The following is an 18,527-nucleotide window of genomic DNA, read 5'->3' as shown; positions in this document are numbered from 1 at the left end:
TTTAAAGCTGAAGGGAAAAATCGATGGCGCCGCACAGAGATCGAGGCAGAGCAAGGTCAGGGAGATCCCTCGCTACCATATCAGCCGAAGGGCTTCAGGCGGGATTTTCAGATTGCCCTTCCCCGCCTGATCGGTCCTGGGGGCATAGGGTATACTCACCTGGGTTTATTTCTCCCCTTGCGATTGCGGGGCTATGCAACTTCTCAATTCATGCAACTTTTTATTAACGGTCGGTTCTTAACGCAGCAGGTTACCGGTGTTCAGCGCTATGCACGGGAGTTGGTTCAGGCAATTGATACGCTAATTGCCGCTGATGAACTCCCCAATCCCTTTGAGGCGATCACGGTTTTAGTGCCCCCAGGCACTGAAATCTCCCTGTCCTTGTCGAATCTCCCGATTCAGGCCGTGGGTCGATGGCAGGGGCATCTATGGGAGCAGATCGATCTGCCCCGCTACAGTCGTGGGGGACTGCTGGTTAATTTAGGCAATACCGCTCCCCTGGGGAAACGCGACCAGGTGCTGACCCTCCACGACGTTTCAATTTACGCGGTTCCAGAGGCCTACTCGTGGGCCTTCCGAGCCTGGTATGGCCTATTGTTCCATCAGTTGAGCCGGAAGGTTCTTAGGTTGCTAACCGTGTCTCAGTTCTCAAAGCGTGAGATTGCTCACCATCTTGGGATTCCCCTAGACCGAGTCAAGGTCATCTATGAAGGCCGTGAGCACATGCAGCGTATTTCTCCGGACCCTTCCATTTTGCGCCAGGCTCAGCTGGAGAATCAGCCCTTTGTGTTGGCGGTGAGCAGTCTCAGTCCCCACAAAAATTTCAGGGCTGTGGTGCAGGCGCTGCCCTACCTGAGCGATTTATCAGATTTAAAAGTGGTGATTATTGGGGGTCGCAACCGTCAGGTTTTTGCCGCAGCGGATGATTTGGCACAGTCTCAGCAAATTGTGCGGCTGGGCTATATTGGCGATCGCCAGCTTAAAGCCCTCTATGAATCTGCCTGGGGATTCATCCATGCTTCCTACTATGAAGGGTTTGGGTTAACACCCCTTGAGGCCATGGTCTGTGGCTGTCCGGTTCTGGTTTCTAAGGCTGCTTCTATGCCGGAGGTCTGTGGGGATGCAGCGCTCTATTTTGACCCCTCAGATCCCCAAGCCATTGCCCATCAAGTGCGGCGTCTGTTTCTCAATCCAGCCCTGCGGGCAGAGCTCCGGCAAAAGGCGATGGCCCAGGCGCAGAAGTTCTCCTGGCTAACCTGCGCTCGGGAAACCTGGGCTGTACTCCAAGGACTGGTGCCGTGAGTGTGCCTCTGGCTCCATGGCTGTTGACCTTGGGCAATGGATCCTGACCAGGGCCTGATCTAAATCACTGTAACGCTCCCACCGGATCACCCTCGGCCCGCCGAATCTTTGGCATCTTTAGGCTAATACTGGAGATAAAGTCCCATGAAACCCTCTCTTTTGTGTTGCGCTCTTTTCCCTCTGAGTCTTTTGCTGTTTTCTCCTCCTGTCCTGGCTCGCACAATAGCCTTTGAGACCCTGCCGGCCTTGACGCGGCAGAGCGGAGACCCCAACTGTCCCCCCACCGTCATTGCCTATGAGACGAACCTTCCCTACCAAGAGGGGGGATACGCCCTGAATGGCACTGCAAATTTGACCGCGATTGCCACCAATATTCGCTTTGCCGAGAGTCGGCCGTTCAGCGTGACCTGGACCGGGACCCTCAAGCCTGCCTATCGCAATTGCCTGGGCACAGCGAGGATGACAACCGTCGATGGGGAAGCCTACCAGGATCATTCCTACATGCGGGTTTGGTATGAGGGGGGACAGGTCTACTTCACTTTGGACATGACCGGCAACCGAGATCCCAATAACTACACCACCAGCATTCTGTTTCAGACGATTCTCAATGGGAATCCTCGCTGGCGGTGGGGAGGCAGTGATTAACGTCCTGGTTGGGAATTTGGGGGAAGGAGAACTTCATTGATGGCAGTAAAGTCTGCGCCCGAGCGGGTGGGCTGGAGTTGATTCGCTTGGGGTTGCGTGGGTCCCCAGCGCTCAATTATGGTTCGGAGCATTTGCTCTTGATGCTCTCGGTAGCGGTCAACATCGCCCTGGGAATTGAGCATGGAAAACCAGATCAGGCCCTGCTGTTGGGTGGGAATGACGCCGACCAAGGCGCTGACCTGGTCAAGGGTTCCTGATTTTACGAGAATATGCTCTGGAAGTGGACGGGTATCGAGGATGCCTTCATCCAACCCAATCAGGGTGATCACATCCCCAAGACGGTATTGCTGGGACTCGAGCAAATTGGCCAGGGCAATCAGCATGAAGCTGGCACCGCGGGCCGAGATTTTATTCTCCTCGCCCAGCCCAGACCCGTTGATGAAGGACACCTCCTCTGGATCAATCCCCGTCAAACGCAAGACCGTAGACTCCAGCATCTGGGGGCCGCCAATATAGTTGGCAATTTGATCCGCCATCGGATTGTTGCTATAGCGATTCATGCGCTTGAGTAATTCAATTAGCGGCAGGGACGAATGGCGCACCAGGAGCTTGGTGTCCGTGGGAGGCGAGGGAATGACCTGTACCTGACCTGCGATCTCTAGGCTTGGTCGCGGTGTGTTGGGGGGGAGGGTCTGATATTGGGCGCTCGCTTCCTCTGACCATTGGGATTGATCCATTGCCTGCTTGAGTAATTGACCTGAGCGGAGTGGATCGGTCTCAAAATTCATCTGAAACCCAGGGGTTACCAGAATATTCCCGGTCACCTCTCGAATGCCCAGGGTCTCAAGCAGGTTTGCTAACTGGATGCCATCTTCCCAGACGAAGAAAGGGTCTGCACCGCCGGACACCACCAGGTTCCCCAGCAGTTTTCCAGAAGATAGGGTCCCTTGATAGTTCAGGGTGGTTTGAAAGCGGTGCTGCGGACCTAGTTTTTCCAGGGCAGCCAAGGTGGTTGCAATTTTGGTGATGGAGGCAGCGGGGAGGGAAACCCTACCCTGATGGGAGGCCAAAAGCTCAGATTCATTTTGCACCCAAAATCCCTGATCCTGACTGTTGAATCCCTGATCTTGCAGACTAGAAAGATACCGTCGCGTTAATTCAGCCTGATCAGCCTGGGGTTGTACAAGAGCAAACTGCGCAATCGTCGTCACCGCTGACGGGGAGGCCGCTGGAGGATCGGGAATGGATGGGCCAGACGACGATGTTTGGGTCCCATTACAAGCAGTCACGAACAGCAACAAGCCTCCTAAAATCGCTGCTTGACCTAACCGTCGGTTGCACCCCAGCCCGCCGGGCTGCAAAGTGACAAAATGGAGGTCTAGATGAATATCCAGAGGCCAGAAAATTTTCTTTTTCATCAGTCTATTTACCGTTAGAATTTTGAGTTCCTTGCTCTCCTGTGACAATGCTTAAAAACTTCCTTTAAAAAAAATTAGGAAGAGGCGACACCCGGCCTATACAGATTAAAAAAATATTAAGAAACCCTGACCCGATAGTTCAACCCGGAAGGTCTCCATCGCCCTTCCGTTGAATAGTTGAGGGGCGTAGCGTCCTGGAGTCGGTATTGAATGTAACTTTATGCAAAGAACCCTTAGGTTTATAATTTGTGACAAATGCAGGCACAGGCTTAATAAAAATTTAATGCGCTGACGGGGCTGCTTCCTTGGGAATCCTCCGGATGTTTATTCGCTGACTAAATCTTAATTGTCACGCTCCCGACTTAGACGGCTATTCTCGCTATTTTGTAACAGTATTCATTTGCCATCCCCGTGATTTCTTTTATGAAGAAAACAAGCGACGCTCAATTTCACCTGGCAAAGGAGGTTGCTGCGGATGGGCAGCTGCATCAGCTAGAGCCTTGCACAATGCCGTCCCAGGCTCTGTCTGGTTGGACGCCAGGTCATTTGTGTGTGGTGGGAACTCCCAATGTGGTTTTACTGAAACTGCTGGCGGAGCACCGGTCCGGAAGTCTGACCATGCGAGATCCCGATGATCCTTCGGTGGAATGGCGCATTCACCTGGATCAGGGAAAGATTGTGTTTGCTGAGAGTACCATGGGCCTGCGCGATCGCCTCAGCTATGTGATCAGTCGGCTGAATCTGGAAGAGGCTAGCTGGCAGTGGCCGGCCGGTGGAAGCCTCTCCTCTAGCTATGCGTTACTTTGTCAGATTTGGACTCAAGCAGGTTGGCCCGCTTCTATGCTCCAAAAGGCGCTGGCCTTTTCTACCCAAGAGGCGCTAGTCCAAATTTTTGCCCTCCGTCGCTGTCAAATTGTTTATCATGCCGAGAGCTACTTTCCGCCGGTGATTAAATCTGACTCCTTTTCTTCCCTTGTGAATCCCATTGAGCCTTGGATTAGTCAGTGGCGCGGCATGCGTCGCGAGATTAAGTCGCCATTTCAACGTCTCTATATTCAAAATTGGGACAAGCTCTTCCAGCTAATTAGCTATGCCCACGCTCGCTATCCAAGGCTTTCCAAGTTGAATTTGGGCTTGGGGAAAAACTTTAGCCTCTACCAGTTGGCAGCTCACCTTCAGTTTGATGCTCAGGAACTGGCTGTCACCATCCATCCGCTGATTAAGGCCGGGGCTGTGGGCGTCAGGCCATTCCAAAAAGCGCCGGAGGCACAGCGGCCCCTAGTGGCCAGCATCAACGAGAGCGCATTGATTCAAAAGCTGACAGAGCGCACCCTGGAACGGTCTGGATTTGATGTTTTAGCCCTGAGTAATCCTCATCAAGCGCTGAATGTTCTCTCCAAGGCAAAACCAGCCCTCACCATTTTAGATTCCCAACTGTCCCAGGCCAACGGGTTTGAAATTTGCCGTCGGATGCGCAGCAGTGAATCCCTCAAGTCCATGCCGATTATTTTTATGCTGCGGGAGCGGGAGTTGTTTGGCCAGACGCGAGTTCGGCTAGCCGGGGCGAATGCCTTTTTGAGTAGCCCGATTCGGCCCCAGGATCTGATTAATTGCGTGAACCAATGGGTTGAGCGTCCCCGCAAGGACCGCCGCTCCCTCTAGGGCTGGCCCTTCGTTCTGTTCGGTGTCGTTTTCTTGTTTGGGTGCCGTTTTTGTTAAGCTTTAGCGCAAAATCGCTCAATGCACCGGGCAAAGATCTCAACCCCGACGCTAAGCACTGACTCGTCAAAATCGAAGCGGGGATGGTGATGGGGATAGTCCAGATGGAGATCCCGATTTGCTGACCCGAGAAAAAAGTAGCATCCTGGGACTTCCTGGAGAAAGTAGGACATATCTTCTCCGCCCATGGTTTGACAATGGGGAACAACGTTGGCAGGGGGTTCAATAACCCTTGTGGCCACGGCCTGAACCATTTGCGCCATGGTGGCATCATTGATCACAGGGGGATAAAGATGGTGGTAGTTCAGGTCAAAGCTGGCCCCGTAACTGTGGCAAATCCCCTGGATAATCTCTCGCATCCGTTGGGCAAGGAAGGTTTTGAGTTCCGGGTTAAAGTAGCGCACAGTGCCGGAAAAAAAGGCGGTATCGGCAATCACATTTTTGGCCGATCCGGCATGACACTGCCCAACGGTCAACACCGCTGCATCCAGGGGGTTAACATTGCGTGAAACCACTGATTGCAGCGCATTAATGATGGCGGCTGTGACTACAATGGCGTCTGTGGTTTGATGGGGCATGGCTCCGTGCCCCCCTTTGCCCTGGATATGGCACTCAAATAGCTCGACGGCTGCCATTAAGGGGCCACTGCGCACGCCCACGGTACCTAGGGGGAGATTGTTCCAAACGTGGAGACCGAGGATGGCATCCACGTCTGGATTTTTGAGAACCCCCGCTTCAATCATGGGTTTGGCGCCGCCGGGACCTTCTTCAGCCGGTTGAAAAATGATCTTCACGGTGCCACTAAAGGTGTCCCGATGACAACTGAGATAATAGGCCAAGCCTAGGGCGATCGCCGTGTGGCCGTCGTGACCGCAGGCATGCATTACCCCATCGTGACGCGATCGATAGACCACCTGGTTTTCTTCCTGAATGGGTAAGGCATCCATATCGGCACGAATCGCCAGGATTTTGGGGGCTCGGTTCGGTAAGGTGCCCCTAATGGTGGCCAAAATTCCAGTCTGGGCAATTCCAGTTTGATGCTCAATCTCCCAGGTTGTGAGCTGTTGCCCAATGAATTCCGAGGTCAAAGCTTCCTTGAAGCCGAGTTCTGGATATTGATGTAGCCGTCGCCGCCATTGCACCAAACTGGGCTGAAGTGCCTGAATGGCTGGCCTGACGTTTGGCAGTTGCTGATCGGAGAAGACTGGAGGAGAAGAGATCATCGCTTTGAAACAATACCGCTCGCCTTTGAGGACAGCGAAATCCTGGAATTCATAAATTGTGACACTTTCTGAGAGAGCTTGCCCCCATCGGACGTTAGATTTGTGATCCCTGGAGGTTCGGCATTTACGTCTTTAGAAAATTGACAGTTATTTCCAAAAACTGTTACATTTTATACAGAAAATAAATCGTTCATCCCCTGTTAGATTTACCTAGCCGACTTGGTACGGGGGACGGAAGTAAGGATCACACCTGAAGGAACGCGCCTTTAATCGAACCATAATTCACTAATTGATTGGAGGCTGTGAATATGAAACTTACCTACCGTGGCGTTACCTACGACTACAATCCCCCAGTGGTCGAAATGGAACCCTCAAAAATTCAGGGAAAATACCGGGGTCTAGAATGGCGCTTTCGGAACCCGAAGCGGGTGCCGGTGCTCCAACCCACCCTAGATCTAAAGTATCGTGGCGTTTCCTACCGCACGGGAACCCCCGCTCCCGTGGCCGAACGGTCCCATGTCCAGCCTGCCCCCGTGCAGACCACTGGTGTTTCTGTGAATGATTTAGCCCGTAGCTTACTGGTTAAGCATCACAAAGATGTGAAGCTGCGTCAGCAAACGCTTCTGGGCCGTGCCTTTGCAGAAGTAGGACTGAATGCTGACCCCAGTAAATATTGGGCGCCTATCCAAGGCAAAATTTCCTCGGCGAACTGGTTGAGTTACGACCGCTCCCATGTCGCTATGAGCTAGGGGATAACGACATCAATCACCCTTGATATACGGCTAGGCTTCAGCCTCTTGAACTCAAGAGGCTGTTTTTTTTTATTGGGTGCGGGACAACCCTGCCTCCTGAGGGCAGGAATGCGCTGGATGAATCCAACGGTTGCTGGGACAGAACGATAGAATTATTAAGTCAATTTTAAGTTTTTGCCCATGCCGCGTTCTGCCCCTGGAAACAAAGTCTCTCCGTCCAGAAAGCAAGGTCAAGAGGTCAGCGACTCGGTCCAAGATCCAGTGATCAAGGTGCGCGGAGCGCGGCAGCACAATTTAAAGAATATTGATCTCGATCTTCCCCGCAATCGACTCATTGTGTTTACGGGGGTATCGGGGTCTGGGAAATCTTCCCTTGCCTTTGACACGATTTTTGCGGAGGGGCAGCGACGCTATGTGGAGTCGCTCAGTGCCTACGCGCGGCAGTTTTTGGGGCAGGTGGATAAGCCGGATGTGGACACCATTGAGGGGCTGAGTCCGGCTATTTCCATCGATCAAAAGTCCACCTCCCACAATCCCCGCTCTACGGTGGGTACCGTCACGGAAATCTATGACTATCTGCGGCTGCTCTATGGACGGGCCGGAGAACCTCACTGTCCCAAGTGCGATCGCGCCATTAGTCCGCAATCCATTGATGAAATGGTGGATCGAGTGATGCAGCTGCCGGATCGCACCCGGTTCCAGCTTTTGGCGCCGGTGGTTCGGGGTAAGAAGGGGACCCATCAAAAGCTGCTGTCGGGCTTGGCCTCCGAGGGCTTTGTGAGAGTTCGCATCAACGGCGAAGTGCGGGATCTTGCCGATGCCATTGACCTCAAGAAAACCCACCAGCATGATATTGAAATTGTGGTGGATCGGCTGGTGAAAAAGCCAGGAATTGAAGAACGGGTGGCGGATTCCCTCTCCACCTGTCTGCACCATGCGGAAGGGTTGGCGATGGTGGACATTGTGGATCCGCCCGAGGGTTTAGAAGAGACCCTGATTGTGTTCTCGGAAAAGTTTGCCTGTCCCGAACATGGAGCGGTGATGGAGGAGCTATCCCCCCGGTTATTTTCCTTTAACTCCCCCTACGGCGCCTGCCCAGACTGTCATGGGTTGGGACATCTGCAATGTTTCGATGAGCATCTACTGGTGCCGGATCCATCCCTGCCGTTGTATGCGGCTATCGCTCCCTGGTCTGAAAAGGACAACACCTACTATTTTTCGCTGCTGTATAGTGTGGGCCAAGCCTACGGGTTTGAAATTCAGACGCCCTGGAATCGGCTTTCCCCGGATCAGCAGCAGGTGATTTTGCACGGGAGCCCAGACAAAATCTCCATGGAGGTAGATTCGCGTTACGGGGGATCGAAGAGCTATATGAAGCGCTATGAGGGGGTCATTCCCACCCTAGATCGCCATTATCGCGAAACCTCCTCGGAACTGTACAAGCAAAAGCTGGAAAAATATCTGGTGGAACGCCCCTGCGAGGAATGTGGGGGCAAGCGCTTAAAGCCGGAGTCTCTGGCGGTGCGTGTAGGCCAGTTTCGGATCACGGACCTGACGGAAACCTCCATTGGGGTCTGTTTGGATCGGGTGGAGCAAATGCGCCTTAGTCCCCGGCAGGCGCAGATTGCGGAGTTGGTGCTCAAGGAAATTAAGGCCAGACTTAAGTTTTTGCTGGATGTGGGGCTGGACTATCTGACCCTGGATCGGGCGGCGATGACCTTGTCGGGTGGGGAAGCGCAGCGGATCAGGCTGGCGACCCAGATTGGAGCCGGTCTGACAGGGGTGCTGTATGTGCTGGATGAGCCGAGCATTGGTCTGCACCAGCGAGATAATCATCGTTTGCTGCAGACCTTGACAACCCTGCGGGATTTGGGCAACACGCTGATTGTGGTTGAGCATGATGAGGATACGATTCGATCGGCGGATCATCTGGTGGATATTGGTCCAAGGGCGGGGGTGCAGGGCGGCCGCATTGTGGCGGAGGGAACCTTGGAGTCTCTCTTAAAGGCTTCAGACTCCCTAACTGGTGCCTATCTGTCGGGGCGCTGTCGCATTGAGACGCCCACCGAGCGGCGAAAGGGAAACGGGCGATCGCTGCATCTAAAGAATGCCCACCGGAATAATCTCAAGGCGATTCACGTCGAAGTGCCCCTGGGAATGCTGGTGTGCATGACCGGAGTGTCAGGGTCGGGGAAATCGACGCTGATGAATGAGCTGCTCTATCCGGCGCTGCAGCATCACTTCGGGCAGAAGGTGCCCTTTCCGGCGCAGCTAGGTGAGCTGAGGGGATTGAAGGCCCTGGATAAGTGCATTGTGATTGATCAATCTCCCATTGGGCGGACGCCGCGATCCAATCCGGCCACCTATACGGGGGTGTTTGATGTGATTCGATCCGTGTTTAGCGAGACGATTGAAGCCAAGGCTCGGGGCTACAAGCCGGGGCGCTTTAGCTTTAATGTCAAGGGCGGACGCTGTGAAGCCTGCGGTGGTCAGGGCGTGAATGTCATTGAGATGAACTTTCTGCCGGATGTGTATGTGCAGTGCGATGTTTGCCGGGGGGCGCGCTATAACCGGGAAACGCTGCAGGTGAAGTATAAGGAAAAGACCATTGCCGAGGTTTTAAACATGACGGTGGATGAGGCGCTGGAGTTTTTTGAGAACATTCCGCAGATAGTGAGCCGGATGCAGACCCTCTCGGACGTGGGGCTGGGCTACATTAAGCTCGGCCAAAAGGCCCCGACGCTTTCAGGGGGAGAGGCGCAGCGCTTAAAGCTGGCGACGGAACTGGCGCGGCGCTCCACGGGGAAAACCCTCTATCTCATCGATGAACCCACCACAGGTCTTTCCTTTTACGATGTGCATCGGCTTCTAGATGTGTTGCAGCGTCTGGTGGATAAGGGGAACTCGGTGCTGGTGATTGAGCATAACCTGGACGTGATTCGCAGTGCGGACTGGGTGATTGATTTAGGGCCAGAGGGGGGCGATCGCGGGGGCGAGATCCTTGCCACGGGAACACCGGAGGCGATCGCCCAGGTGAAATCTTCCTATACGGGGATTTTCTTGAAGGAGGCGCTGGCTGCGGATCATAAGACGGTCAAGGCCAAGGTTCCGAAGCGCCGGAGTGCCAAGGCGAAGTCGGTGTCTTAGGGGGAGATTGCGCCGCCACCTTGGGGGGTGGCACAAGGGAGGGTTGTACCGGAGGACTGCAGCCGGCCCCGGTATTGGGATCAGCTGCTGATCTGCGCCTGTGCCGACCGGCCTGACCCTAGGCTGCAAGTAACCCGCTATGGCGGAGTAAGGCTTCGGTTTGGGGCTCGCGATCGCGGAAGGCCTTAAACACTTCCATGGGGTGTAAGCTACCCCCTAGGCCGAGAACTGTGTCCATAAAGCGCCGTCCGATGGTCTGGATGGCCTCCTCATTATTCAGCCCCACCTCTTCAAAGGCAGCAAACGCGTCTGCACTCAACACCTCAGCCCATTTATAGCTGTAATAGCCGGCTGCATAGCCTCCCGCAAAAATGTGACCAAAGGCACAGAGGAAGGAGTCGTCGGGTAAGGGCTTGAGCACCGTGGTGGTTTCCGCAATTTGATTGCGAATATCGTTGGCGCTCTGGCCAGATCCAGGTTGATAGCGATGATGGAGCTCTAGATCCACCAGCGCAAAGTGGAGCTGACGCAGCATGGCTGAACCGCTCATGTAGGTGCGAGCCGCAAGCAGCTTTTGATAATATTCCTCTGGGAGTGATTCTCCCGTTTGATAATGCTGGGCCATGCCCAAGAGAGTCACGCGGTCGTAGCACCAGTTCTCCATAAACTGGCTAGGCAGCTCCACGGCGTCCCACTCCACATTATTGATGCCAGCCGCACCCGCAAAGTCTACTTGGGTCAGCATGTGCTGCAGGCCATGGCCAAACTCGTGGAACAGAGTTTCCACTTCCTGGAAGGTCATTAAACTGGGTTTTTCATCCACCGGTGGCGTCTGATTGCAGACCAGGTAGGCAACCGGCAACTGCATGTAGGTGCGATCGCCCTGTTTTTTCAAGGCTCTGCCTAAACAATCGTCCATCCAGGCTCCGCCCCGCTTTTCCGCTGGCCGACTGTAGGGATCTAAATAGAAGTGGGCGACGGCCTCTCCCTCTGCATTATTAACTTGAAAATAGCGCACGTCCGGATGCCAGACCGGGGCCTCTCCGTCCGCAGCAACAATGTTCACGCCGAATAGACGATGCACAAGGGCAAACAGTCCATCTAGCACCTTGGGTAAGGAAAAATAGGGACGCAGCATTTCGTCCGTTAGCTCATATTTTTCTTCGCGCAGGCGTTCAGACCAGTAGCTAATGTCCCAATGCCTCAGGTCCACAAAGTCCTCTCCCTGGGTTGCTTGGGCAAAGGATTGAAGCTGTTCATATTCGGACTGGGCGGCGGGATAGCTGACCTTGCGCAACTCCTCTAAAAGTGCCTCAATGGTCGCCACATCCTCCGCCATTTTGCTAGCCAGGCTAACTTCTGCAAAGGTTTCATAGCCCAGTAATTTGGCCTCCTCCTGACGCAGCGCTAAGATTCGCTCCAGGATTTGGGAGTTGTCATACTCGCCGCTGGCTGCGCGACTGATGTAGGCCCGATACAGTTTTTCCCGCAGGTCACGCCGCTGGGCATGCTGCATAAAAGGGCCAAAGCTGGGAAAGTCCAGGGTAATTAGCCAGGGGCCTGTCTCGGCGGTGGCAGCCTCGTGACCCTCTGCACGGGCCATCTGGGCGGCCAGGCTTAGGGCACTTTCCGGTAAGCCCGCAACCTCTGACGGGTCCCTCAGCAAGAGCTTGAACGACTGGGTGGCATCAAGGGTGTTGTTTGAAAACTGGGTGCTCAGATTCGCGAGCTCCATCTGGATTGCATTAAAGCGATCGCGGGCCTGCCCCTCCAGGCCAACCCCCGAGAGTTCTGCATTGCGCAGCGAAGTTTCCACGATGCGCTGTTGCGCCGGGGCCAACCCCCCCCATTCCTGGCTCTTGCGCAGGGTCTTAAACGCTTCGTAAATGGGACGACTCTGGTTCAGGCGATTGATAAATTCAATCACCTGAGGTTGAACCGATTCATAGGCACTTCGCAACTCAGGACTGTTTTTGACCCCCATGAGATGCCCCACAATGCCCCAGGTCCAGCTCAGCTTTTCCTCGATGGCTTCCAGGGGCTCCACCAGCCCGTCCCAGGTGGCGGTTACCTGGGCTTCTAGGTCAGAAAACTGCTCGCCCAGGGTTTGGAGGAGCGCCGTGACCGCAGGCGCCACATGCTCAGCCTGAATCCGATCAAAGGGTGGCAGTCCCTGGCCTATCAGGAGCGGATTTTCAGACAAAGAACTAGAAGACTCAAATGGGCTCATGGCAGTTTCTCTCGCAGAATGCACCGAGATGGTAGATGCAAAAATGTCAGTCTTCATTTTAAGAGGATTCCTGGAGATTCGGTCTGTCGCAATTTCCTCCCCCCGCTGCTGGGCGCCAGTTCCTCCTGGACAAGGGCTGCCCTTGGCCGCACCTTGAATATTCCTTTACAACTAGACGGCATCCCCTCAGACAGCGCTAATATGGTTCTGTTCTTGATTGATGAACGACTCCCCTGCAGGGGGACTTGTGGAGCGGAGTCGCGTATTGATTGTGTTTTAGGAGTCCTTCACTTGACCTTTTCCGTTGATGATTTTGCCCGCGCGATAGAGGGGCAAGATTTTAATTTTGAAGTTGGCACTAAAGTTTCGGGTAAGCCGTTTTCCCTGGATAATGAAGGCTTTTATGTGGATATTGGCGGCAAGGCTGCGGCCTTTCTTCCGCTACGAGAGCTGTACATTCCTGATGGCGTCTCACCGGAAACTGTCCTGCCGCTTGAACAGGAACGGGAATTCCTCATCATCAAGGAACCGAATATGGATGGTCAAGTCGTCCTCTCGGTGAAGCGTCTGGAAATTCAGGCACTCTGGGAGCGGCTGGGCCTAGGGCTAGAGGATAAGGAATCGGTTCAGGTCAAGGTGACCGGCACCAATAAGGGAGGCGTGACGGTGGACTACCAGGGGTTGCGGGGGTTTATCCCGCGATCGCACCTGGTGGATCGGGGTGATTTAGACGCGTTGGTGGGTCAGTCCCTCAGCGTCTTGCCCATTGAAGTAGATCCCGATCGTCAGAAGCTGGTGTTTTCCCACCGACAGGCGACACAATCCAATCGCATTCAGGAGTTCCAGATTCACGAGCTGGTTTCGGGAACAGTCCGTGATCTAAAGCCCTTTGGGGTATTTGTGGATCTAGATGGCATTACCGGGCTGCTGCATATTCAGCAGGTGAGCAATAAATATGTCTCTTCCCTGGAGAGCGTCTTTCAGCGGGGAGATACGATCAAAACCGTAATTGTGGATCTCGATCCGCAGCGCGGCAGAATTTCGCTTTCCACCAAGATTTTGGAAAAGCGCCCCGGTGAGATCCTAGATAGCACAGCTGCGGTGTTTGAGGACGCAGAAGCTCGCCTGGAGAACTATCTGGAAAAACTGGGCGAGAGGACATCAGCCTAGGTGCGGGGGGAGTTGCAGACGGTTGGGATAGACGACACCGATTGCCCTTTCCGCCTAAAAATTGCGGACAGAAACCCGTGAGGAGACAACGTAGGGTAGTTTGTCAGCCGTCGTTTTACCCTGAAGACAAATTTGAATTTGGGTCGCAGCACTTTCAAGGTTGACGCGAAGTCCGGCGTTGCCTGCCACCGTCCCTCCCCCTGTGCAGCTGGGGGGGACAGCGTTGGTAATGCCATCAACCAAAGGGGAAACAACGTATTGAGACCCATTATGATAGACCCGGTAGATCACCTTGTCCGTTCGCCAACCTTCCGAGACTGAGGGAGTCTTCACATAGTATCCAACGACATTATCTTTATCATTCGCTGGATCTTCATCGGATGAATCTAAAACCTTGTAGGGCTTATCCAGGAAAAATACCGCTTCATACCCCGAAGGATCCACCCAACTGCTCGGTTTTGTTAACTGCACAGCTCGGGCTTCTCTGACGTCATTAGAGATATAGTCCAGGGCTCGATTCAGATGTACCCGTCGTTCACTTTGGGTTCTAGAACTGGTACTTACGGACCCCAAGTTAATCAGAGTCATCGCGGATAGCGATAGCACGAAACCTGCCAATACCAGACCCACCAACAGTTCGGGTAAGGAGACTCCCTGAATTAAAAGGATACTGGGCTCGCGGGTTTGTTTCATGGTGCTGTTTTGCAATTGCTAGGAGTGGTCCCTGTGGGATCGTTTTCGGCATAAAGACCCGTGCGCATAAGTCCCAGCGGTCCATCTATGACCAGACAATACTGTTTAGAAGCATCGGAAGACGATAAAACAAGGGTTTCAGGGGTAAAACGGCCCGTTTCTCCCTGGTAGTTAAAATTCAGCTTGTTTAAGCCCCCCGAATGGCGGAGATTAATCCCGGTTAACTCGATCTGTCCCTCCATCAGGCAACTGGAGGGGGAAGCGGATATCGTCGGTGGGTTTGCGGTTGCCGCTAGGGTCAATTCACAGGTTCGGCCCTGGCTGGCCGCGGATTGCTGAGCCTCTTGAAGCGACACCTGAACTTTTAATAGAGAATCTTCTAGCTTTTTGTTGCTATACCAGCTCAGCAAGCTCACACTGGACAGGGAAGCAATCACGCCCAGCACAACCACCGTGATCAAAATCTCAATGACCGTGAAACCCGTCTGTCTAGGAGCATTGAAAATACGCACGGGGTACCACCTCTGTATCAAAACTCGCGACTGTGTTTCCAGATGCATCCGTCACTTGATAGTTAATTTCTAAGACTGCGTAGGGATTGACATTGCGCACTGCGGTGCTGCGGCGGATGCTATGGATTTCGCCTCCAACGGTCCGTGTTCCTACATTGGGGGTGCCGCTGTTATTAGACTCGGATAACACCGGCAAGAGTTTGCTACGCAAATATTGTGCAAATCCACCGGTCATGCTGTCGGAACGGCAGCGGGCCTCCACGGATGAACCCGGATTCTGCGCCGTTCCTAAGGTAGAGCTAAGGGTAATTGTGTTTCCAGAAATGGTAGATATCACATTATTCACTGAATCATTCCCCACCATGAGCGCGTCTCCAACCTGAAAACCTGCCGCGGAAGCCACAGTTAAGGTGTTTGATCCGCTGGTTGCATTAGTGGATAAAGTAGACATTGTGTAGGAAACCTGGCTTAAATCAGAGGACCGTTGTCGATCGCGTTCTAGATTTTCCTGCACCCAATTTTTAGCCTCAGAGAGTCTTTGGGCTCTGGTTTTCATCACGGTTGACGTCACTGCTAACTGGAGACCCACCAACATAAAGAGCGAAATTAACAGGATGGACACAATGGATTCAATTAATCCAAAGCCAGCTTGCGGCTCTTCAAAACTGCTTCGCTTCTCTAAATAATCCTCAATCCGATTCTGCATGATTTTATTGAGACCGTCGTTCCCAACGCTTAGAGTTAGTCGTTTGGTTCCCGACCACAATGGTGGAAAAGGGATTACCTAGGAGCTGCGGCATGTTGTTTGGAACCGATATTTCGGCATTATTCGAATTTGAACCAATTAATCCCCAGGTTTTTACCCAGACTGCTCCATAGATGTCTGGATTGCTGCTTCCTCCGTTAATCCCTGCATCTGCGTCGGGGGCATAAATAAACACGTGGGCAGCAGACGCCCCGCCGTTCAGCACAAACTGCTGATCGTTGCTCTCGTTGTTATCGGCGGGATTGCCATAGATTCGAAATCGCTCGGGAGAATTGCTGTGCTGAAAGGAGGCATTGCCGGACAGCGTGATATTTCCTGAAACAAACAGATATACGGGTCGATGGGAGGTGTTAATCGTTAAACTCTGAGAGCCACTCAAATTAATGTTCGTGACAACATAGATATAGGGATCTGTACTGTCCGTGGGGGGCGAAAGCGTTCTCGTACTTGTGATAGATCCAATCGCTTCAGCATTTGGATCTGAGGCTGGATCTGCAGGAGCTATGGGTAAGACTGGCCAATTCAAGTCCCGAACCACAATTTGCCCCTGCACAGTTCCGTTGGCCCCTGCGCCGATGGCATTTCGGAGCGCAGCCTGGGTTGGTGCATTCGAGACACAATTGCTTGAGTTAATGGGGACTGAACAATTTGCAGTATTCGTGCAGATCACATTGCCGGCCACCGCGCCCAGAATATCATTATTTCCTAGGTCAATATCTTTTGCCAAAAGCCCTGGAAAATTTTCCGGTTTCGAACTCAGCCGATCTTCAATCTGTAAGGTTTGTTGCAGCAGAGTGACCGCTTTGTTCTCGGTGTTTCGACCCCGAACCAGAAGTGTGCCAGTTGCTGACGCGCTGTTATACCGATAGGCCAGCAGATCATAATTATGGGTTGCACTGGCACCAATGGCTCCGCTGAGTAAGGTTGTTGTAAAAGCAGTGGGATTAAAGCAGGGCGGTAAATTAGACTGCACTGACCATTCATCTACTGCGGTAGACTCTTCATCGCCATCTCCAGAAATCCCGTTAGGTCCCAGGTAGGTTTTGTTTGTGGCTGGGTTAATGGGATCGTATGAGAGACGCAGCAGGGCCTGATAATTACCATTGAGAAGCGATAAAGAACGCGCAATTCCTCCCTCAGCAAGGGATAAGGAATCATAGGTTTGACGCTGGAAAGAGGCTGAAGTTCTATCCTTATTTGAGCTGAAGACAAGGGTGATTCCCACCAGCAGCACCATCAACCCAAATCCAATTGTCACGGGCAGGACAAACCCTGAATGAGATTGATTTATTGGTTTCACGCTCTTCATTACATTGGGGAAATCTGGGAGCATAGTCGTAACTTAGGGCTCTAATGGGAGTGAGTAAAGCCAATTGTTTTTTTAGATAAAATTATTGAAACCTCATAGCATTCTTAAAATTTTTAAGATTAGCTTTAACGTCTCCTTTATTGATCATTCCCTGTCAAACAATAAACCAACTCCGTACTCGTACGGATTTTTTCGTGCGGAATGAATATATCGTTTCCCCCTTTGCCGAGGATCCTTTAAAAGTTTACTGCCCATGTCCGAAGCCCTACAGAGTGTGGCGCCATACTCTGTCCGATTTGGGGCCTTGCGCTTTGGGTTTCTTGTCTCTAGTGGGTGAGCGAACCCACTCCGGCCCTCCTGTATCTTGGCCCGTCGCGCTTAAATGGGTAGATGTGTAGCTGTCTAAATGTGTGGCGCTTTGATGGATAGGGGCTTAACCTCTGAGATCTTTGCCTGTCCTGCCGTCTGCGACTCGGTCACCTTGACTGAGTGTGTTGAGGGGAAGCTGTTTTCTGAGATCTGTATGATCCTTAATCTGACTCTGGTGTCTGGGATTATCTGTAAATTGAAGGCGATCGCATTGAATTAACGCGATCGCCCCTCTACGGCCGCCTGGCTCTGCAGTTGTGCGATCCCGAGGTTGTGAGCTGGCTGACTCTGCTGCGACGTGCCTGATTCTGAGGGTATTCTGAGGGATATTAAGATTCCGACTGCACCACTTGGGGTAAACCCATGCTGTAGTTGCGCACGCGACTGGTGAGGTTATAGCCAATCAGGCCCTTTTGCAGCAGCGATCGCACAAAATGCTCTAGGTCTGATCCAATTCGCCGAATGTTGTACTCGGTTAAATCTTCACCGCTGTAAGACTCCACCAAAGAATCGAACTTGGAGTAAACGCGCTGCAAGGCATCTTCATTCCACTGGAGTTCATTGTCAGGGTCTACGTCCAGCGTTAGCACGTTATCGCTGGGCTTGAGCTGTTCTCCTTCCACCTCGGCTGCAAAGATATGAATGTGACGGGTCGTAGACTTCAGAAGCATAGTCTCAGCAATGAATTTTCAGAGGATAAAGCGATATTGCTAGTGTAGCGGCTGGTCTAGGGAGAACTCAAGCTAAAAATTTCCCCTAGCTTGCAGGGCGGGACGGTGGATCAGTTGACGACGAGCTTCAAAGAGCCCTAGGGCGGCGCTCACCGACAAATTCAGACTGCGCACCTGAGGCTGGGTCATGGGGATTCTTAGGCAACCATCGCACTGAGCCAGCATTTGGGGGGAGAGCCCGGCGGTTTCGCGGCCAAACAGCAGCCAGTCTCCCGGCTGAAATTGACAGTCCCAATAGTCAAGGTTCCCGCGCGTGCTGAAGCCCAGCAGCCGCCCTCCGGCTGCCGCCGCCGAGGTCACAAAGCTAGCCCAGTTTGGGTGGCGCGTCAGCTTTACATAGGGCCAATAGTCTAAGCCGGCGCGCTTTAGATAGCGATCGCTAATTTCGAAGCCCAAGGGCTCCACCAGGTGCAGTTCGGTGTCCGTAGCCGCGCAGGTTCGGGCGATCGCGCCAGTGTTGGGCGGAATTTCAGGATTCACTAAAACAACGCGGATCATAGCTGCGGCTGAAGGGAATTTAAAGGAGAGGAACCCCCACAGC

15 protein-coding genes and 1 riboswitch are annotated in these 18,527 nt (G+C 53.1%); of the genes, 6 read left to right on the top strand and 9 right to left on the bottom strand.

Features of this window, described 5'->3' with window-relative positions; genetic code table 11:
• Positions 1–210 precede the first annotated feature (210 nt).
• The gene (locus QQ91_RS15405; RefSeq protein WP_166275913.1) at positions 211–1,302 is read left to right on the top strand and encodes a glycosyltransferase family 4 protein; all 1,092 of its coding nucleotides are present in this window, start codon (positions 211–213) and stop codon (positions 1,300–1,302) included.
• Between the two features lie 144 nt (positions 1,303–1,446).
• The gene (locus QQ91_RS15400) at positions 1,447–1,947 is read left to right on the top strand and encodes a hypothetical protein (protein WP_166275911.1); all 501 of its coding nucleotides are present in this window, start codon (positions 1,447–1,449) and stop codon (positions 1,945–1,947) included.
• On the opposite strand, the gene QQ91_RS15395 is transcribed toward QQ91_RS15400, so the two are convergent.
• A complete protein-coding gene (locus tag QQ91_RS15395) occupies positions 1,944–3,365 on the bottom strand; it encodes a D-alanyl-D-alanine carboxypeptidase (protein WP_166275909.1) in 1,422 nt (473 codons plus the stop codon). The genes QQ91_RS15400 and QQ91_RS15395 overlap by 4 nt on opposite strands.
• Positions 3,366–3,788: 423 nt before the next feature.
• Here QQ91_RS15395 and QQ91_RS15390 point away from each other — a divergent pair, with 423 nt between their 5' ends.
• On the top strand, positions 3,789–5,027 hold the full coding sequence (locus tag QQ91_RS15390) for a response regulator (RefSeq protein WP_166275907.1): 1,239 nt from the start codon (positions 3,789–3,791) through the stop codon (positions 5,025–5,027).
• 53 nt (positions 5,028–5,080) lie between these two features.
• Here QQ91_RS15390 and QQ91_RS15385 read toward each other — a convergent pair whose 3' ends face one another.
• Positions 5,081–6,307: a M20 metallopeptidase family protein gene (locus QQ91_RS15385; RefSeq protein ID WP_166275905.1), complete on the bottom strand. Its 1,227-nt coding sequence runs from the start codon at positions 6,305–6,307 to the stop codon at positions 5,081–5,083.
• 185 nt (positions 6,308–6,492) lie between these two features.
• Positions 6,493–6,572: riboswitch (Glutamine riboswitch) on the top strand.
• Between the two features lie 43 nt (positions 6,573–6,615).
• On the opposite strand from QQ91_RS15385, the gene gifA reads away from it, so the two are divergent.
• Together gifA and uvrA are read left to right on the top strand one after the other, a co-directional pair.
• On the top strand, positions 6,616–7,056 hold the full coding sequence (gene gifA / locus QQ91_RS15380) for a glutamine synthetase inactivation factor IF7A (RefSeq protein WP_166275903.1): 441 nt from the start codon (positions 6,616–6,618) through the stop codon (positions 7,054–7,056).
• Positions 7,057–7,239: 183 nt separating this feature from the next.
• Positions 7,240–10,206 carry an excinuclease ABC subunit UvrA gene (uvrA, locus tag QQ91_RS15375; protein WP_166275901.1) on the top strand — a complete coding sequence of 989 codons (2,967 nt, stop codon included), beginning with the start codon at positions 7,240–7,242 and terminating at the stop codon, positions 10,204–10,206.
• Positions 10,207–10,324: 118 nt separating this feature from the next.
• On the opposite strand, the gene QQ91_RS15370 is transcribed toward uvrA, so the two are convergent.
• Complete coding sequence (locus QQ91_RS15370; protein ID WP_166275899.1) at positions 10,325–12,436, bottom strand: M3 family metallopeptidase; 2,112 nt, start codon at positions 12,434–12,436, stop codon at positions 10,325–10,327.
• Positions 12,437–12,727: 291 nt separating this feature from the next.
• On the opposite strand from QQ91_RS15370, the gene QQ91_RS15365 reads away from it, so the two are divergent.
• Positions 12,728–13,606 carry a S1 RNA-binding domain-containing protein gene (locus QQ91_RS15365; protein ID WP_166275897.1) on the top strand — a complete coding sequence of 293 codons (879 nt, stop codon included), beginning with the start codon at positions 12,728–12,730 and terminating at the stop codon, positions 13,604–13,606.
• 54 nt (positions 13,607–13,660) lie between these two features.
• On the opposite strand, the gene QQ91_RS15360 is transcribed toward QQ91_RS15365, so the two are convergent.
• The 6 genes from QQ91_RS15360 to QQ91_RS15335 all read right to left on the bottom strand — a co-directional run bounded on the left by QQ91_RS15360 (position 13,661) and on the right by QQ91_RS15335 (position 18,484).
• Positions 13,661–14,299, bottom strand: coding sequence for a hypothetical protein (locus QQ91_RS15360; protein WP_166275895.1), 639 nt, complete (start codon positions 14,297–14,299; stop codon positions 13,661–13,663).
• Positions 14,296–14,811, bottom strand: a complete 516-nt coding sequence (locus QQ91_RS15355; protein ID WP_166275893.1) for a pilus assembly FimT family protein — start codon at positions 14,809–14,811, stop codon at positions 14,296–14,298. Before QQ91_RS15355 ends, QQ91_RS15360 begins: the two co-directional genes overlap by 4 nt.
• Positions 14,789–15,517 (bottom strand): PilV family protein, encoded by a 729-nt coding sequence (locus QQ91_RS15350; protein ID WP_166275891.1) that lies wholly within the window; start codon positions 15,515–15,517, stop codon positions 14,789–14,791. The genes QQ91_RS15355 and QQ91_RS15350 overlap by 23 nt, the downstream gene beginning before the upstream one ends.
• Before the next feature lie 4 nt (positions 15,518–15,521).
• On the bottom strand, positions 15,522–16,835 hold the full coding sequence (locus QQ91_RS15345; RefSeq protein WP_166275889.1) for a DUF7305 domain-containing protein: 1,314 nt from the start codon (positions 16,833–16,835) through the stop codon (positions 15,522–15,524).
• A gap of 749 nt (positions 16,836–17,584) precedes the next feature.
• Positions 17,585–17,926, bottom strand: coding sequence for an NAD(P)H-quinone oxidoreductase subunit M (locus QQ91_RS15340; protein WP_166275887.1), 342 nt, complete (start codon positions 17,924–17,926; stop codon positions 17,585–17,587).
• 72 nt (positions 17,927–17,998) lie between these two features.
• Positions 17,999–18,484 carry a tRNA (cytidine(34)-2'-O)-methyltransferase gene (locus tag QQ91_RS15335; RefSeq protein ID WP_166275885.1) on the bottom strand — a complete coding sequence of 162 codons (486 nt, stop codon included), beginning with the start codon at positions 18,482–18,484 and terminating at the stop codon, positions 17,999–18,001.
• Positions 18,485–18,527: the final 43 nt, after the last annotated feature.

The organism is Lyngbya confervoides BDU141951 (assembly GCF_000817775.3).
Classification (GTDB): Bacteria; Cyanobacteriota; Cyanobacteriia; order Thermosynechococcales; family Thermosynechococcaceae; genus Lyngbya; species Lyngbya confervoides.
This window is presented reverse-complemented; position numbering and strand designations above follow the sequence as displayed.

Excerpts from the sequence above, each read along its gene's own strand:
- QQ91_RS15405 (WP_166275913.1), top strand. The coding sequence starts at position 211 with ATGCAACTTTTTATTAACGGTCGGTTCTTAACGCAGCAGGTTACCGGT.
- QQ91_RS15400 (WP_166275911.1), top strand. The coding sequence starts at position 1,447 with ATGAAACCCTCTCTTTTGTGTTGCGCTCTTTTCCCTCTGAGTCTTTTG.
- QQ91_RS15395 (WP_166275909.1), bottom strand. The coding sequence starts at position 3,365 with ATGAAAAAGAAAATTTTCTGGCCTCTGGATATTCATCTAGACCTCCAT.
- QQ91_RS15390 (WP_166275907.1), top strand. The coding sequence starts at position 3,789 with ATGAAGAAAACAAGCGACGCTCAATTTCACCTGGCAAAGGAGGTTGCT.
- QQ91_RS15385 (WP_166275905.1), bottom strand. The coding sequence starts at position 6,307 with ATGATCTCTTCTCCTCCAGTCTTCTCCGATCAGCAACTGCCAAACGTC.
- gifA (WP_166275903.1), top strand. The coding sequence starts at position 6,616 with ATGAAACTTACCTACCGTGGCGTTACCTACGACTACAATCCCCCAGTG.
- uvrA (WP_166275901.1), top strand. The coding sequence starts at position 7,240 with ATGCCGCGTTCTGCCCCTGGAAACAAAGTCTCTCCGTCCAGAAAGCAA.
- QQ91_RS15370 (WP_166275899.1), bottom strand. The coding sequence starts at position 12,436 with ATGAGCCCATTTGAGTCTTCTAGTTCTTTGTCTGAAAATCCGCTCCTG.
- QQ91_RS15360 (WP_166275895.1), bottom strand. The coding sequence starts at position 14,299 with ATGAAACAAACCCGCGAGCCCAGTATCCTTTTAATTCAGGGAGTCTCC.
- QQ91_RS15350 (WP_166275891.1), bottom strand. The coding sequence starts at position 15,517 with ATGCAGAATCGGATTGAGGATTATTTAGAGAAGCGAAGCAGTTTTGAA.
- QQ91_RS15340 (WP_166275887.1), bottom strand. The coding sequence starts at position 17,926 with ATGCTTCTGAAGTCTACGACCCGTCACATTCATATCTTTGCAGCCGAG.
- QQ91_RS15335 (WP_166275885.1), bottom strand. The coding sequence starts at position 18,484 with ATGATCCGCGTTGTTTTAGTGAATCCTGAAATTCCGCCCAACACTGGC.